The 17618-nt window shown below is 36.4% G+C and carries 12 protein-coding genes; 8 read left to right on the top strand and 4 right to left on the bottom strand.

Features of this window, described 5'->3' with window-relative positions; translation table 11 throughout:
- Position 1: 1 nt before the first annotated feature.
- The 4 genes from OZP09_RS14500 to OZP09_RS14485 all read left to right on the top strand — a co-directional run bounded on the left by OZP09_RS14500 (position 2) and on the right by OZP09_RS14485 (position 3095).
- A complete protein-coding gene (locus OZP09_RS14500) occupies positions 2-496 on the top strand; it encodes an RNA polymerase sigma factor (RefSeq protein WP_269234447.1) in 495 nt (164 codons plus the stop codon).
- Positions 483-1052, top strand: a complete 570-nt coding sequence (locus OZP09_RS14495; protein WP_269234446.1) for a hypothetical protein — start codon at positions 483-485, stop codon at positions 1050-1052. Before OZP09_RS14500 ends, OZP09_RS14495 begins: the two co-directional genes overlap by 14 nt.
- Before the next feature lie 311 nt (positions 1053-1363).
- The gene (locus OZP09_RS14490; protein ID WP_269234445.1) at positions 1364-2860 is read left to right on the top strand and encodes an MFS transporter; all 1497 of its coding nucleotides are present in this window, start codon (positions 1364-1366) and stop codon (positions 2858-2860) included.
- A 10-nt stretch (positions 2861-2870) separates the two neighbouring features.
- A complete protein-coding gene (locus OZP09_RS14485; RefSeq protein ID WP_025572750.1) occupies positions 2871-3095 on the top strand; it encodes a DUF6814 family protein in 225 nt (74 codons plus the stop codon).
- A gap of 73 nt (positions 3096-3168) precedes the next feature.
- Here the strand turns inward: OZP09_RS14485 and OZP09_RS14480 are convergent, their stop codons facing one another.
- The 4 genes from OZP09_RS14480 to OZP09_RS14465 all read right to left on the bottom strand — a co-directional run bounded on the left by OZP09_RS14480 (position 3169) and on the right by OZP09_RS14465 (position 11590).
- Positions 3169-6042, bottom strand: a complete 2874-nt coding sequence (locus OZP09_RS14480) for an alpha-amylase family glycosyl hydrolase (protein WP_269234444.1) — start codon at positions 6040-6042, stop codon at positions 3169-3171.
- A 78-nt stretch (positions 6043-6120) separates the two neighbouring features.
- Positions 6121-6930, bottom strand: coding sequence for a SusE domain-containing protein (locus tag OZP09_RS14475; protein WP_281309574.1), 810 nt, complete (start codon positions 6928-6930; stop codon positions 6121-6123).
- A gap of 11 nt (positions 6931-6941) precedes the next feature.
- Positions 6942-8510, bottom strand: coding sequence for a RagB/SusD family nutrient uptake outer membrane protein (locus OZP09_RS14470; protein ID WP_281309573.1), 1569 nt, complete (start codon positions 8508-8510; stop codon positions 6942-6944).
- Positions 8511-8527: 17 nt separating this feature from the next.
- Positions 8528-11590 carry a SusC/RagA family TonB-linked outer membrane protein gene (locus OZP09_RS14465; protein ID WP_281309572.1) on the bottom strand — a complete coding sequence of 1021 codons (3063 nt, stop codon included), beginning with the start codon at positions 11588-11590 and terminating at the stop codon, positions 8528-8530.
- 237 nt (positions 11591-11827) lie between these two features.
- Here OZP09_RS14465 and OZP09_RS14460 point away from each other — a divergent pair, with 237 nt between their 5' ends.
- From OZP09_RS14460 to OZP09_RS14445, 4 genes are all read left to right on the top strand, one after another.
- A complete protein-coding gene (locus tag OZP09_RS14460) occupies positions 11828-12856 on the top strand; it encodes a LacI family DNA-binding transcriptional regulator (protein ID WP_278011962.1) in 1029 nt (342 codons plus the stop codon).
- Between the two features lie 273 nt (positions 12857-13129).
- Positions 13130-14485: an MFS transporter gene (locus OZP09_RS14455; RefSeq protein WP_269234440.1), complete on the top strand. Its 1356-nt coding sequence runs from the start codon at positions 13130-13132 to the stop codon at positions 14483-14485.
- Between the two features lie 21 nt (positions 14486-14506).
- Complete coding sequence (gene pgmB / locus OZP09_RS14450) at positions 14507-15157, top strand: beta-phosphoglucomutase (RefSeq protein ID WP_269234439.1); 651 nt, start codon at positions 14507-14509, stop codon at positions 15155-15157.
- Positions 15158-15305: 148 nt separating this feature from the next.
- Positions 15306-17609: a glycoside hydrolase family 65 protein gene (locus tag OZP09_RS14445; RefSeq protein ID WP_269237883.1), complete on the top strand. Its 2304-nt coding sequence runs from the start codon at positions 15306-15308 to the stop codon at positions 17607-17609.
- Positions 17610-17618 lie beyond the last annotated feature (9 nt).

The raw sequence follows: 17618 nt of genomic DNA, 5'->3' as shown, positions 1-17618 counted from the left end.
GGTGAGCACCAAAGAACAATTTAACAAGATATACAACAGCCATTATCCGAAGGTGTTTCGTTTGTGCAAAGGTTATTTTTGTGGAGATGCAGAACTGGCTTCGGATGCGACTCAGGAAATCTTCATTAAGATATGGGAGAAGTTAGACACTTTCCGTAATGAATCAAGCGTTAGTACTTGGATTTACAGAATCACTGTAAATACCTGTCTCCTTTACTTGCGGAAATCATCTTCGAAAAAAGAAATCAGGACTCACATTCAGCCTCAGGTTGTTTCAGAATCGTATTCGAATGAAAAAGAAGAACAACTTCAACAAATGTATCAGTGCATACAAAAACTTGAAGAAACAAATAAAATGATAATTCTAATGACTTTAGACAGCGTAGAATATTCTGAAATAGCAGAGGTAATTGGTATAACCGAGGAAGCACTTCGCGTTAGAATTCATCGAATTAAAAAAAGTTTAACTCAATGCGTACAAAATGAAAACATTTGAAGACTTACAGACTATTTGGAACCAGCAAACCGGTCCAGATTCAAAACCAGCAGTCGCTGATATTGTTAAAAAAGCAGAGGAATATACCAAAAAAATTAAACGCAATCATTTTTGGACCAGAGTAATTTTAAGCGTTACCTCAATGATATTAATCTTTTATTATGTTTGGGCAAGTGCTTATAAACAAACGTTATTTAGTTTAGGATTAAGCATTATGATTACGATGCTTATATTCCGTATAATTTTAGAGTGGGTTAGTATGGAAAAATTAAAGAACCTGAAATCAGATGTTTCTTTGATTGAATATAGTAAGCTGGCAGAACAGTTTTATGAATGGAGAAAAAGAATTCATTATGTTTTTACACCGGTAGTTTATCTGATATACATTGCAGGTTTTGCGCTCCTCTTGCCTGTTTTTAAAGAAAGTTTTTCCGCTGGGTTTTATCTTTATATACTAGTGAGTGGGTTTGGTTTTTTACTGTTTTTCGGATTGCTTTTGATTAAAATGATTAAAAAAGAGATAGGACTTTTAAGGTTTTTAAAAAATATCTCCTAAAATAAGGTGATTAAACATAGAGCTAAGAAAATATTCCATATTTCTAGCCCTCTGATTAATTCTAAAACCGCACAGTGCATCAAAGGTTTATAATGCTCATTACAACTTTTATGAACCTTTATGTTCTTTGCCTCATTTACGGTCAACATTTTCTTTTCATTTACCACAACTTTCTCATTGTTTAAAAATGTAAAATAAACAATTAATCTGCTTTTGTTAAAAAAGTATCAGTCGAATAAATAAATATCTTTTATATTCGTAAAAAAATATTTTAATTATTTATTTATTATCAATTACATTATTTGCATTTTATGAGTAATACATCTACAAAAGGCATTTGGAAAGTGATTTCGGCCTCTTCTATGGGAACTATGATTGAATGGTATGATTTTTATATTTTTGGAAGTTTAGCCGTTGTAATTTCAACTAAATTTTTTCCCAGTGACAATCCTACCGCAGCATTTCTGTCAACATTAGCGACTTTTGCTGCAGGATTTGTGGTTCGTCCTTTTGGAGCTTTATTTTTTGGGAGACTTGGAGATATTATTGGCCGTAAATATACTTTTATGGCTACCCTGTTATTAATGGGTGGTTCAACTTTTTTAATAGGCTGTATTCCGAGTTATGAAACAATTGGTTTTTTAGCACCTTTATTAGTTTTGATTTTACGTTTACTCCAAGGACTTGCTTTAGGCGGAGAATATGGCGGAGCAGCAACCTATGTTGCAGAACATGCTCCTAAGGGCCAGCGCGGTTATTGGACTTCTTGGATCCAGACCACCGCAACAGTGGGATTATTTATTTCACTGATGGTAATTCTGGCGACAAAAACCGTCCTTTCAGCTGAAGATTTTGATATTTGGGGATGGCGCGTTCCGTTTTGGGTTTCGATTGTCATGGTTGGCGTTTCTTACCTCATCCGAAAAAATATGGACGAGTCTCCTGAATTCGCGAAAGCAAAAAAAGAAGGAACTACAAGCGCCAGTCCGCTAAAAGAAAGTTTTGGAAACCGCTACAATTTAAAGTTTGTATTGCTTGCTTTATTTGGTGCCACAATGGGACAGGGCGTTGTCTGGTATACCGGACAATTTTACGCCATGAGTTTCATGAAAACGGTCATGAACATAGATTCTTCACAGGTTGATACTTTATTGGGAATTGCACTTTTACTGGGAACGCCATTTTTTATTGTATTTGGATGGCTGAGTGATAAAGTGGGGAGAAAATATATTATGATGGGCGGAATGCTGCTTGCTATTTTGCTGTACAGACCAATTTATAAGGCAATGTACACCACAACAGATACAGCTCTTAAAACCGAAATTACAGAAAAAACGAAAACTACTGTTGAACTAACGGCTGCAAAAGATTCTGTTTACACGACTCATAAAGAGTTTACTGATGGAACTGTTTCAATAGAAAAGAAAACCGTGTTTGCGACTAAAAAAGATACTCAGTTTAGTACATCTGTGATGATCAATTCGAGTGATGAGTGGAATTTGATTTTCTTAGTGTTTATACAGGTTATATTTGTTACCATGGTCTATGGGCCAATTGCAGCCTTTTTGGTCGAAATGTTTCCGGTTAAAATTCGATATACTTCCATGTCGCTGCCTTATCATGTTGGAAACGGAATTTTCGGAGGTTTGCTTCCTGCGATTTCGACTTATTTTGTGACTCATTCAAAAGCAGCAGGAAAACAGGACTTCTATCTGGACGGACTTTGGTATCCTATAGTAATTGCCTCTGTTTGTTTTGTAATTGGAATGATTTACATCGATAATAAAAATAAAAACGCTCACCTTTAATCTAATGAAAATGAATTTTATAAAAAGAGCTTTAGGAATTCTGTGGATCATATTAGCAATTGCTGCTGCCTATTTTTGTGTTTTTGAATTTGGTCTTCCAAAATTTTTATCGGATCAACAAGAGGATTTGGTATTTGGAATTATCATTCTGTTTATTCTGACTCCATTGATCGTTTTGGGACTTGGGGTTTTTGGCTACTTCTCTTTAACTGGAGAATACGACAAAGAGAATTAATTTCTATCATATAAAAAACAAAAGGCTGCCGATACACGGACAGCCTTTTCGCATTACCAAACCAACCAAAAATTTATTCTTTAATAAACTTTATTACTTCTGCTTCATTATTCTCATTAAGTGCTTTTACAATATATAAGCCCGGTTTTAAATCGCTTACCCCAAATTGAAAATCTGCATTTTTATTGTGTGTAAAGCTTTTTACCAATTGACCAGTAATGGCATAAATTTCAACTTTTACAGCAGTAAAATTCAATGTGAAGTAATTCGAAACAGGATTTGGATACAAACTCAATGCGTTTCCTTTTTCGAAATCTTCAATAGCCAGACTCGCTTGTTTGTTCCCGTAAATTCTGAATTCTCCTGGTGGAATACTCATTACAGCATTCACGTCGGTAACATTTATTGTAGTATTGTCCATCAAATTATACCATGTTCCCGGATAGGAGAAACCTGTAGCAACGTTTTGAGTGGTAACATTAAAGTTGGCAAAAATCAACACATCTTTAAGTTGTCCTGAAGATAGAGCTGAGTTTGTAATTTTAATGTTCGGATACAATGAACTGGTATTTGCCATGGTTGTTGTTCCGGAAAATACAGGCTCCGCAATTTTCATGGTGATTATTTTTGACCAATCGTTATAAATTTTGCTTCGCCCGGCATTACCAAGCCAGTTTCCAGTCCATTGTGGCTGTGGTTTTGTGTCTAATTTACAGTCTCCTGAAATCGTTACCGAAGCATCATTCACAGTTCCATTGTTACAAGTAAAAATAGATGAATCCCAGCCTAAATCTCCAAAATGCCAGATCATTTTTGGTCCCGGAACCAATAATGAAACCGCTCCAATAGCCGACATTCTTGACAAAGCTGTAGCTAATGTTTTGACATTATGCGCTGGATTTGATGAATTTCCGTATTGAATGTTTTTATACATCAGTCGCTCTTCGTCATGGCTTTCTGCGTAACCCATTAAACGATTCGAAGTAAAACCGCGGCTGGAACTTGTCATTCTTGAAATATTGCCTGTGTAACCCATAGACAGTTCGTTATAAGCACTATTCATATTTCCCCACATCATGATTCCTTTACTTGGTGATTCTGCAATTTTGTAATTTGCCCATTGCTGTTCTTCCAAATCGGTTCCTAAGTGTTCGAAAATAGTATAATGTGTAGGATCAAGGTTCCAGGAATAATCAGCATATGATTTCAAAACATCAACTCTGTCTTGTTGATAAGCATTCGTACACGTTTCATCTGAAGCCGTACAATTTTGAGTAAACCCTTTGGTCAAATCCCAACGCAAGCCGTCAATTTTGTATTCTTCGACCCATTGTTTGATGACACGTTTTACATAATTCTGAGTCCTAACCGACTGATGGTTAAAATCTTCACCAACACTATAACTGTGTCTGACAACTGTATTAAAATAAGGGTTTTCAGTAGTTGGAGAGCCGAAACCGTCTCCGTCAGGATCGTTCATCCACATTCTGACCATCGGATTTCTTCCGAAAGCATGATTTAAAGCCACATCCAGAATCACCGCGATCCCATTTTGGTGGCATAAATCGATTAGTTCTTTTAATTTGTCTGAAGTCCCGTAAAACTTATCCAGCGCCATGTGAAAAGAAGTGTTGTAACCCCAGCTTTCATTGCCTTCAAATTCCATTACCGGCATTAACTGAATTGCATTAATTTTCAAATTTTTAAAATAATCAATTCGGTCAATCAGACTTTGATAGTTTCTGTTAGCATCAAAATCGCGCACCAAAACTTCATAAACGACTAATTTATCTTTTTCAGGTTTTGTAAAATTGGTTACCTGCCAGTTGTACGTCGTTTGTCCGGTTTTTAAAACTGTTACTTCGAATTGCTGCCCTGATGGATAAGCAGGCATATTAGGATAATTTACAGAAGGAATCGAAGCATCATCATAAGGGGATAAAACCAAAGTCGAATAGGGATCGGCCGTTTTTACCAATGCAGGCGAATTGGCCAATGGTGTAGCATCTCCTACCCAATATTGATAAGAATTGCTTACGCCTGAAACCAAACCAGATAACTCCAGCCAGAATTTTCCTGAAACCGGATCTTTTTTCATGGCATACGCCGATGAAGGCTGCCAGTTATTAAAACTTCCGGCCACGTAAACAAAATCTTTTAAAGGTGCGTCGAGAACTAAAGTTGCCTTGGTAACATCGGTTGTGTTATAATTGATTCCATCAACTACACCGGCAGGCATTGCTTCCGAAACAGTATTAGGGTTTACAATAACCGAGAACTTCTTTGAAATGGTTGTTGCTCCCTGCGTTACCAGTAATTCATAACTTTGATTCGTAGTAATATTAGTATGGCTAAAGGAATAACTTGCTGTACTTGGGTTTGTATTGAGAATATTTCCGTTTGATTTTAACACATAACTTGCAACACCATTGGTGTTTGCAGCCATAATATTAAAAGTAGCCCCTGATGTTAAAATGGCTGAGCTGTTTTCTGAAGGTGCAGTAAGGGTAACCTGAAAAGTGCCTACTTCAGCTAAGATGTCCTGCGATTTTTTGTCTCCGGTTCCGTCTTTGGCTTTAATCAAAAAACCGATTCTCCCAATTCCGGTAGCATTGTAATAAGTAGCAGGTGTAATGGTCTTGGTATAAGTATCTGTTCCGGCATTATACGTAAACATACTCGCTGCGCTTGAAGCAGCCCATGAACCGTTATTTGGCGTTCCCTTTGAAGTAGTGTCATTGATATCAAAAGCCCATGCCCACATATACAATTCGTGAGTCCCGGCAATGCCCCATGTGGTCTCATTGATGTTGCTTCCGTTTATGGTAATGGTAATAGAATTGGTCTCTTCAAAAGTAGCAGGACTTATGGAATAGGTTACGTTTTGTTGCTGTGAAAAGACACTTATTGTCAGTAAAAGAATTAATAAAAGTATGATTTTTTTCATAAGAGTGGCTGGTTTTGGTTAGTACGATAAAAAAAGGCTACCATTACAGATAGCCTTTTGAATATTGAGACTAAAAAATTAGTCTAATGTTATTTTTTTTGCAGCGTTGTCAATTGTTAAAACCCTTGGTCCTGTTGGCCCGGTATATTTAAAATTGGCATCTCCATCACCCGCATTTACTAATTCTGAATCAATAGTAAAACCCAAACCAGTGTAGTAAGTGTAGTTACGGCTGGAATCCCAATTGCCGTCATTTGTAAAGTTGTTACCTAAAAACTCCCTAAAAGCTTCTCCGTTTTTAAGGACAACTGTTACCTGATAAACATTTGTTTTTCCAGTAACTAATGGGAATTCAGTTTCTGAATCTCCTTCCCATGACCATCCGCCTGGTGTTGCTGCACCAACTAACCAATGAGAGGAAGCCAATGGCACCCGATACGGAGTTGCTTTGAATGTATTGACATTCGAATATTGTGGTATTCCTGATGTTCCTACCACAGATTTTATGCGAATCTCTACGTCGTTCACTTGTTTTTCAACAAAACCTCCATTTACAAGTGCCGGATTTAATTCTGACACTTTTAAACTTTTGGAAAACTCTGTTGTAGTTGCTACAGTGATAGGATTAGCAAAATTAGTCCCAGCTTTTGCAATCTCGATGGTATAATTTACCACAGTTTGTGAACCTGTGTATTTTGCAGCATCCCATTTTACTTCTGCTGCAACATTATTTTCAGTTTCTTTCGACAATACAATACTAAACCCTGCCGCAGGTGTCAGTAATTTAGGTGCCTCTGATGGCGTTACCATTATATGGTCATCCGGATTACAGGACAATATTGTAGCAAACAACATCGAAAATATGCTTATTTTTACTATATTTTTCATGTTTTTCGTATTTAAGATTGAGGATAACCCGGATTTTGGGTTAAATTTGAATTTGACTGTAAAGCACTTGTTGGAATAGGATATAAATTGTACGTATCAGGAATCGAAGTTCCATTTTTCACCCCACCTTTCCACGGCCATAAATAAGATCCTCCGGTAAATTTTCCAAAACGGATCAAATCTTGTCTTCTGTGACCCTCCAGATTCAGTTCTCTGGCTCTTTCATCCAAGATAAAATTCAATGTAAGTTGTCCTGCTGTAATCGCTCCGGCGTTTGACCTGTTTCTCACCGCATTGACATAATCCAAAGCTTGTTGAGCGGTACCGCCAGAAGCTCCCCTAACGACACACTCCGCGTACATCAGATAGGCATCTGCCAGCCTGAACAAAGGGAAATCGGTATTAGAAAAACTGGTTGCATTAGAAGTACCAACAAAGTTTTTGTTTCTGAATTTTACACTAGGATAACCGTCTGTCCATAATTTATAGTCATTCATTTCATAAGAATGTCCGGTTGTCCAGAACAGTTTTGCCCTGTCATCTGGAGAATTGGCTAAGTCACCGTTATTAAACAATCCGTACCAGGCTTTTGTTGCCCTGTGTCCACCCCAGTTATCAGTCGATCCAAAATCATTTGGATTCATAGTTTCGGTGCTTAAATTTCCATTTACGATATAAGTTGTATTACCGTAACCCTGACTTACAACGGCATCCGCAATTAAGGTGTAGATAATTTCAGGAGAAGTATTATTATCACCAGAAAAAATACTCACAAATTTTGGGGCAATTGTATAACCACCTTCGTCAATTACCTTTTTAGTATATGTTAAAGCGTCATCATATCTTGGAGTTCCTGAATACACTTCTGCATTTAAATATAATTTTGCCAACAACATTCTTACCACATGTTTATCGGCTTTACCGTACGATTTGGTTGCTGTAATGGTGCCTTCGATATCCTTCAATTCAGACTCAACAAAATCAAAAAGTTCTTTTCTTGTTGATTCTTTTTTAGGTGTCGAGGTGTTAATATCATCTTCAGTAGTGATAACTCCTTTACCAAAACAATCAATCACATAATAGTAGGCTAATGCTCTTAAAAAACGAAGTTCTGCTATATGGTTTTCTTTTTCAGGAATTGCAACAGAAGTTGATTTCAGAATTTTAATCAGATTACTGGCCTGTGGAATTGTATAGTAAGCCCTGTCATACAAGTATCGGAAAAATTTATTGTTTGGGTTCCAGTTACTTGTAGTTGTCAACTGATCCAGACCATCATCACCCCAACGGTTTTTCATACCATCGGCAGAGAACTCCTGCAAATTGATGATACTTCTTAAAAATGCAGCTTCACCGGCATCTTTTGTAACTACATCTGTAGATGTTGGACCATCTGGTCCTGAAAGAGCGAAAGTTCCGTAAATTTTAGAAACCAAACCGTCTACTGCATTTGGATCCTGCTCTAAAAGCTTATCCAAAGTCAACTCTACTTTTGGCTCTGTATTCAGGTCATCCACACAGGAAGCGAATAAAAAAAGTACAAAAGCAGCTCCTATTATTTTAAATTTAAATTGATTCATTTGTATATGTTTTTTTATTAAAAATCTAAATTCAGACCTAAACTGAAAGTTCTGGATCGTGGATAGAAATTATTATCAATTCCATTAAAGTTTTCCGGATCTACACCAGTGTAATCTGTTACGATAAATAAGTTATTGGCAGAAGCATATAATCTTAAAACCGTGCCTTTAAATATAGTATCAAAATTATACCCGAGAGTAATATTCTGACAACGTAAAAAACTTGCATCTTCTAAATAATAATTAGAAAAAGGAATGTTCCCGTTAATATTCTGAAAAGCATAATCAGTGTCTAAAACGTTAGATAAATTCGTAGAGTTAACAGGAATTGCTTTATCTAAATAACCGGATTGAAGTTTTCGTGCATTATATACTTTTCCGCCTATCTGACCATTGAAAGTAGTGGTCAGGTCGAATTTTTTATAATTAGCTGTTAAACCAAAACCATAAGTCCAGTTTGGTCTTAAAGCGATATAGCTTCTGTCATTATCATCAATAGTCCCGTCTCCGTTTTTATCTACAAAAGCATTTTGAATTGGTTTGTTGTTCGAATCATAAATTTGTTCAAAAACCCATGCAGAATAAGGTTGTTCGCCAACAGTGTTGTAAGCGATCTTTTGACCTGTTCCAACAGGAATCGTAGATGCATTATCAACATTGGTAATTCTATTGTTCAAGTCCGTAATTTCGCCTATGTTATAAGCAATGTTTCCATTTACAGCTAAATTGAAATCGTTGCTGCTTATTACTTTAACGTTCAGGTTTCCTTCGACACCCTTATTTTCCATCTTACCAACATTCGAAACAAATTCATTTGTTAATGCCTGTCCCGGAGGAGCTGAAACCACTGAAAGCAAGTCATTTGTGTATTTTTGATACGCATCAATGCTACCCGTAACGATACTATTTTCAAATAATTCAAAATCAACTCCTATATTATAAGTTGTTGTTTTTTCCCAGGTCAAATCTTCGTTATAAGGTTTTGCAAAATATCCGTTTACCCCCGGAATATATGTACTTGAAGCACTCGTAGAACCAAATAACGGACTATAAGGATAAGAGCCTGCAACACCTGTAATATCCTGCTGACCAGTTATACCATATCCTAATCTTAATTTTAATTCTTTGAAAGTTCCAGAATCTTTTAAGAAAGTTTCATCCTTGATTCTCCAGGCAAAACCTGCTGCGGGAAAATAACCCCATCTGCTGTCTTCTTTAAATAAAGAGGAACCGTCAGCTCTTAAGGTCAAAGTAAATAAATACTTATTCACTAAATCAAAATTAGCTCTTCCGAAAAAAGACTGTAAGTTTCTTTCATTGTAATATCTATTGTTTGGGTTGGACGGGTTTGGAGTTAACTCTCTTAAACCATTAACCGTACTGTATCTGTAAATTTCTTTATTACCATCCGTTACAAAGTTCTGATACGAATACCCTGCCTGAGCATCTAATCTTGAGACAAATCCGTCTAAATTTTTAGTGTAAGCAAAATAAGCGTCCAATGTTTTATTGGTTACGGTTTGATTTTCTAAATAATTCAGGCCCGGATTAAAAACATACGTTGGAGGCGTTGTTGCTGCTGAATTATCCAGTTGATAAGTCTGAATAGAATTATCTGTATATGTTTCCTCAATTTTAGTTTTAGATGCTTCGATACCTACATTTGCTACAGCTCTTAAAGCTTCCAAAAATGGCATTTTATAATCTAATTCGATGTTTCCTAATAATTTCTGAACTTCCTCAGGACGTGATCTCTGGTTTAGAATAGCTAGAGGATTTTGCTGTCCGCTTAAAGAATTATTGGTATTTAGTAATTGATAATATCCTCCGAATCTATTATTGGCGCTATTGTCATAAGCCGGTTTTGTTGGATCCATACCCAAAGCGTTACCAATAACAGCATCTCCATCAATAGCATTTTTCTTAACTGAAATTCCTTTAGCATTTATATCAATTTTCAAGTGATTATCCAAAAGGGACGGCGAAAGCTTAATAGAAGCAGAGTATCTGTCCAAATCATTCGTTTTTACAACGCCTTCATTTTTTGCATACCCAACAGAAGCTCTGAACGGAATTTTTCCAAACAAATTCGCTCTGGCACTGAAATTATTGTCAGTAGAAATAGATTGTCTGTAAATCAAATCCTGCCAATTGGTATCATACAATATCCTTCCTTCTATTTGTGCAGTACCTGCAATATCAGTTGCCCCTGAGCCATCAGGAATCCCCAGTAGATTTGTATAAGAAGGATGGTATTTTTGTATGAAAGAAGTAAATTCAGTTCCGCTTAGCATATCAACAGGATTGTTTACTTTTCCAATGGTTACATTAGATGAAAAATTGAATTTAGGAGCACCCGATACACCTTTTTTAGTAGTAATAATGATAACACCATTTGATGCTCTCGATCCGTAAATAGCGGTTGCAGAAGCGTCTTTTAAAATTGCAAATGTATCTACGTCATTCGGATTAATTAAGGTTAGTGGATTAGAGATTCCGGCAGGATTGGTATTGTCAATTGGCACACCATCAATAATTATAAGCGGACTGTTGTTTCCTGATAAAGAACTTCCTCCTCTAATTCTAATGTTTGGATTAGAATCTGGTGCACCGCCATCAGAAGTGATTCTGACACCCGCAGCTCTACCAACTAAAAGCTGATCTGCAGATCCAACCGGTCCTTTGTTAAGCTGGGCAGCAGATAATACCGAAACTGCACCCGTTGCATCTTTTTTCTTAACAGTACCGTAACCTACCTGTACAACTACCTCTTTAAGCTGATTGGTATCTTCTTCTAATGAAATATTTAGAGTTTTTTGTCCGTTATAGTCAACAGTTTGTGTTTTGTATCCAATAAAAGAAATCGTGATTTTGTTTCCGTTCCTTACATTAGATAATTCAAAATTACCGTCAAATCCGGTCGATGTGCCTCCCGGAGCACCCTGTACATTTACATTTACTCCCGGGATTGGCTGTCCTGTCGCTTTGTCGACAACTGTACCTTTTAAAGTGCTTTGAGCGAGCATAGTAAACGGTAGCAGCAGGAATAAAAATAACAACTTTTTCGAAATTGTTTTCATACTTTTTGTTTAAATTAGTTTGAGTTAGTGATTGTTAGTTAAGCTTTTAATTTTACTTCGAATTTCAAAATTAGGAATTAATTAACATGCTCAACGCCAGTCCTTTTTTATTGGCTTACGCAAACGTGGTAGTGTTGAAAACTTTATATGTTATTGCGTTTTTTTAGGAATAAAATTATGATTTGTGGAAATTAAATATACCTTTATTGTCAATAACATTTTTTTCAAATTAGCATCATGAAGCGAAAAGTGACCCTAAAACAGATAGCAAAAGAGCTCGATGTATCTATTTCAACTGTTTCAAAATCATTGCGGAACAGTCCTGAAATTGGTGAAGAAACCCGGTTAAAAGTTCAGGCTTTTGCAAAATTTTACAATTACAAACCCAACAACATTGCCCTTAGTTTAAAAAACCGGAAAACCAAAAGTATTGGCATTATCATTCCGGAAATTGTACATTATTTTTTCTCTACTGTAATTGACGGCATTGAGCAGGTTGCTAATGAAAACGGCTACAGTGTTGTAATCTGTTTATCCGATGATTCTTTTGATAAAGAAGTATTAAATATGGAAATGCTGGCCAACGGAAGTATTGACGGTTTTATCATGTCACTTTCGAAAGAAACACAATTTAAAGGCGATTTTCATCATATTACCGAAGTAATCAATCAGGGAATGCCGGTTGTAATGTTTGATCGTGTCACCAATGATATATTATGCGATAAAGTAATTATTGATGATAAGGCTGCTGCATACGAAGCGGTTCAGAGTCTGATTGACAGCGGAAGAAAAAAAATAGCGCTTGTCACGACTGTTGATTATGTAAGCGTTGGGAAACTGAGAACCGATGGTTACGAAAAAGCATTATTGGATAATGGATTACCATTTAACGAAGATTTAATCATAAAAATTGAAGACGTAGATACCTGCGAAATTACGATCAGCCAGCTTTTACATGACAGGGCGTTTGATGCTGTTTTTGCCGTAAACGAGCTTTTTGCTGTAACCATTATTAAAACAGCAAACAAAATGGGGCTTAAAGTTCCGGAAGATCTCGCTGTAATTGCTTTTACTGACGGTATTATTTCTAAATATTCAACGCCAAGTATTACAACGGTGAGTCAAAGCGGAAAAAAAATGGGTAATAAAGCCGCTAAAATGCTTATTGAAAGACTGGAAGCTGAACATGAAGATGATGAAGAAAATGAAAATTACAGAACAGAGGTTATCGAAACGCATCTTATAAAAAGAGAATCTACCGACTAATTTTGTCAATCGTAAAGAATAGTGATGCAACTGTTTAATCTGAATTTGTCTTACACTTTATCATTTTCAATTTTAGTGGTACTTTTTTCTTATTTAATTCATTACTACAACCTTGTAGTAAAAAATGTTTGCTCTTATTTGCCTTTATAAAACAAAAAACTGAAATATATTTCTATATTTACAGCCTGGTTCAAAGCTTTTACTTTTACTTCGAAATAATAGTAAGTTTTGATAAGCAAAGCGCTTATCGTATAATTTTCACAAATTACGATAATGGAAAAGCGTAAATTAAGTTTCTGGGAAATTTGGAATATGAGTTTCGGTTTCCTGGGGATACAAATGGGATTTGCACTTCAGAATGCAAACGCCAGCAGAATTCTGCAAATCTTTGGTGCCGACGTCCATGAGCTTTCATGGTTCTGGATTATTGCTCCCCTTATGGGATTGATAGTACAGCCGATCATTGGTCATTACAGTGACAGGACATGGGGAAGATTTGGCAGACGAAAACCTTTCTTTTTAGTTGGGGCAATTTTAGCCTCTGTTGGATTAATCCTGATGCCACAGGCCAATATTTTCATTTCAGTATTGCCCGCTTTGTGGGTTGGAGCCGGAATGTTAATGATTATGGACGCCTCTTTTAACATTGCTATGGAGCCTTTCCGTGCACTTGTTGGAGATAATTTGCGTACAGACCAGCGTACTGCAGGATTTAGTATTCAGACTTCATTAATTGGTTTTGGAGCCGTGATTGGTTCAGCACTTCCTTACGTTTTAACAAAATGGTTTGATGTACCAAACAGCACCGTTCCCGGTAGTGTTCCGTTAAACCTGATGTTGTCCTTTATCATTGGAGCAGCAGTTTTAGTTGGTTCCATTTTGGTAACTTTATTCACAACTAAAGAATACTCACCTGAAGAACTGGCCAAATTTGAAGATCCGCAAAATGAGGTGATTCCTGATTCTGAAGAAAAATCAAAAATCACAGATATTCTCACAGATTTTGCAAAAATGCCTGCCACCATGCGGCAGTTGAGCTGGGTGCAATTCTTTTCGTGGTTTGGTTTATTCGGAATGTGGGTTTTTACAACTCCGGCCATTGCACACCATATTTACAAATTACCGCTTAGTGACACTTCGAGCCAGCAATACCAAAATGCTGGTGACTGGGTCGGAATTCTATTTGGTGTTTACAATTTAGTTTCTGCTATAGTCGCTTTGTTTTTCTTACCCTACATTGCTAAAAAAATCGGCCGAAAAGCAACCCATTCACTTTCATTAATAATTGGAGGAATTGGTTTAATCTCCATTTATTTCATGCCAGATGAAAACTGGGTCGTTTTGCCAATGATTTTAATTGGAGTAGCCTGGGCAAGCATTCTGGCAATGCCTTATGCGATTCTTGCCGGCTCAATTACGCCTAAAAAAATGGGGGTTTACATGGGAATTTTCAACTTCTTTGTTGTAATTCCACAAATTGTAAACGCATTAATTGGCGGTCCAATTGTAAAATATCTTTATGATGGCGATGCAATTTATGCCCTGATCACAAGTGGCATAAGTTTCTTAATTGCTGCACTTTTAGTCTACAAAGTAAAAGATGTAGACGACGCTATTCTAAAATCATAAATTAAAGAATTCTCCTTTTTAATGAAAAAAGCATTCATCTTCGACCTTGACGGAGTCATTGTCGATACCGCCAAATATCACTTTTTGGCCTGGCAAAAAATCGCGCAAGCATTACATATAAATTTTACACACGAACATAACGAATTACTTAAAGGTGTTAGCCGTGTTCGGTCCTTGGATATCATTTTAGAATTAGGCAATGTCCAGGTTTCTCAGGCTGAAAAGGACAAAATGTTAATTCAGAAAAATGAGGATTATTTATCGTATTTAGTTGATATGGATGAAAGTGAAATTCTTCCGGGAGTTTTTAAAATTCTGCAATTATTGAAAGATAAAAATCAGGGAATCGCATTGGGCTCTGCCAGTAAAAATGCAAGGCCAATTTTAGAGAAAACAGGGATTCTGTCTTACTTCGATGCTATTGTTGACGGAAATGACGTCAGTAATGCAAAACCAGATCCTGAAGTTTTCTTAAAAGCGGCTCAGTTGCTTAACATTGAGCCAAAAAATGCAATCGTTTTTGAAGATTCTGTTGCCGGAATTCAGGCAGCAAACATCGCAGAAATGGTAAGTATTGGAATTGGTGAGGAAACAATTCTACATGAAGCGGAATACATTTTCAAGGACTTCACTCTTATCGAGGAAAGTTTTATCCAAAAGTTAATCAATTAGAAAATGTGTCCATTTGATAATTAGAAATGGAAAATTATCAAATAATAAAATAGTATAAATCATCAATTAACAGATAAAATCAAATTAGAAGAAACAGTCAAATAATTATCAAATGGACATATTTTCTAATTATCTAATTAAGAAAGAAATGAATCAGGATTATATAAAACCAGACAACTGGTCCATCATTGAAGAAGGATTTGATACCGAAAAGGTCAAATCTTCTGAAAGTCTTTTCAGCCTTGGGAACGGGGCTATGGGACAGCGGGCCAATTTTGAAGAAACGTACTCCGGCGAGACTTTTCAGGGAAGTTACATTGCCGGAATTTATTACCCGGATAAAACCAAAGTAGGCTGGTGGAAAAACGGCTACCCGAAATATTTTGCCAAAGTATTAAATGCACCTAACTGGATTGGAATTAACATCGAAATTAACGAAGAAAGCCTCGATTTAAATGCATGTGATGAGGTTCGAAACTTTCGCAGGGAACTGAACATGAAAGAAGGATGGTACAATCGTTCTTTTGAAGCGGTTTTAAAAAACGGAACCGAAATCGCCGTTAATGTCCGTCGTTTTCTTTCTCTGGATTTAGATGAAGCAGGAATCATTAAATATGATATTACCCCTTTAAACAAAGACGCCAAGATTGTTTATAAACCCTATATTGACGCTGGTGTAACCAATGAAGACGCCAATTGGGATGAAAAATTCTGGGAACCATTAGAGGTTAAAAAATCAAACAGTGAAGCTTTTGTAACGGCACAAACATTTAAGACGCATTTTAAGGTAACGACTTTTATGCACAATACAATTTTGGCTAATGGTGAAAACATCCATATTTCGCCTTCAGCAATTGATTCGACAATTGATAAAGTGCAATTTACTTACGGAACCATTATTGCAAAGGGGCAAACCTCATCTATTCAGAAAATTGGAGGTTACACGGTTTCTTTAAACCACGAAAATACTTTGGCTGCAGCCGAAAAAGTAATCAAAACTGCAGTTGGTTTAGGCTATGAAACTTTACGTCAAAATCAAATTGAAGCCTGGGCAAAAGTTTGGGAAATGTCAGATATCACTATTGAAGGTGATGTTAAAGCACAACAGGGAATTCGTTTCAATATTTTCCAATTGAACCAAACCTATTCCGGAAAAGACAGCCGATTGAATATTGGTCCAAAAGGATTTACGGGAGAAAAATACGGCGGATCAACCTATTGGGACACAGAGGCGTATTGTATTCCTTTTTATATGGCGACTAAAGATCAACAGGTGGCAAGAAACTTGTTAACGTATCGTTACAATCAATTGGATAAAGCTATTGAAAATGCGAATGACAATTTAGGGTTCAAAAACGGTGCAGCTTTGTATCCGATGGTAACCATGAATGGTGAAGAATGCCATAACGAATGGGAAATCACACACGAAGAAATCCACAGAAATGGTGCGATTGCTTTTGCAATTTATAACTATAACCGTTACACTGGAGATTACTCATATATTCCGGAAAAAGGATTAGAGGTCTTAATCGGAATTGCGCGTTTCTGGCATCAGAGGGCTTCTTTTTCTAATGACAAAAATCAGTACGTGATTTTGGGTGTTACAGGTCCAAACGAATACGAAAACAACATCAACAATAATTTCTACACCAATTATATTGCTAAATGGTGTATCGATTTTGCTTCAGAACAAATTGAAAAAGTTGCAAAAGAATATCCGTCAGATCACAAAAGAATTTTAGACAAAGTCAATCTTTCGTCAGAAGAAATCAAAGAATGGAAAAAAGTGGCAGATAATATGTATTTCCCAAAATCGGAGGAATTAGGGATTTATTTGCAGCAAGACGGTTTCCTTGACAAAGAGTTAGTCCGCGTAAAAGATTTAGACAAATCACAGCGTCCAATTAATCAAAAATGGTCCTGGGATCGTGTTCTACGTTCGCCGTACATTAAACAAGCCGATGTTTTACAAGGGTTCTATTTCTTCGAAGATCATTTTTCTAAAGAAGAATTAAAACGCAATTTCGAATTTTACGAATCTTTTACGGTTCACGAAAGTTCGCTTTCGCCTTGCGTACACTCGATTCAGGCTGCAGCTTTAGATAAAATGGACATGGCATATACCTTTTATTTAAGAACTTCTCGTTTGGATTTAGACGATTATAACAAAGAAGTAGAAGAAGGCTGTCATATCACGTCAATGGCAGGAACATGGATGAGTATCGTGGAAGGTTTTGGCGGAATGCGTGTTAAAAATAACCAGCTTCATTTCTCTCCAAAAATCCCAAAAGAATGGAAAGGGTATTCGTTTAAAATCAATTTCAGACATCAGATTTTGAAAGTTACAGTAAGTCATACTGAAACTACTTTTACTGTAGATGGCGATCAGGATTTAGACATTATAGTAAATGGCATGACTATAACGGCTGGTAAACTCGCACAAATTAATTAAATTACAATT

It is taken from the genome of Flavobacterium flavigenum (genome assembly GCF_027111255.2).
GTDB lineage: Bacteria > Bacteroidota > Bacteroidia > Flavobacteriales > Flavobacteriaceae > Flavobacterium > Flavobacterium flavigenum.
The sequence above is the reverse complement of the archived record's forward strand: the minus strand, read 5'-3'. Positions and strand labels throughout refer to the sequence as shown.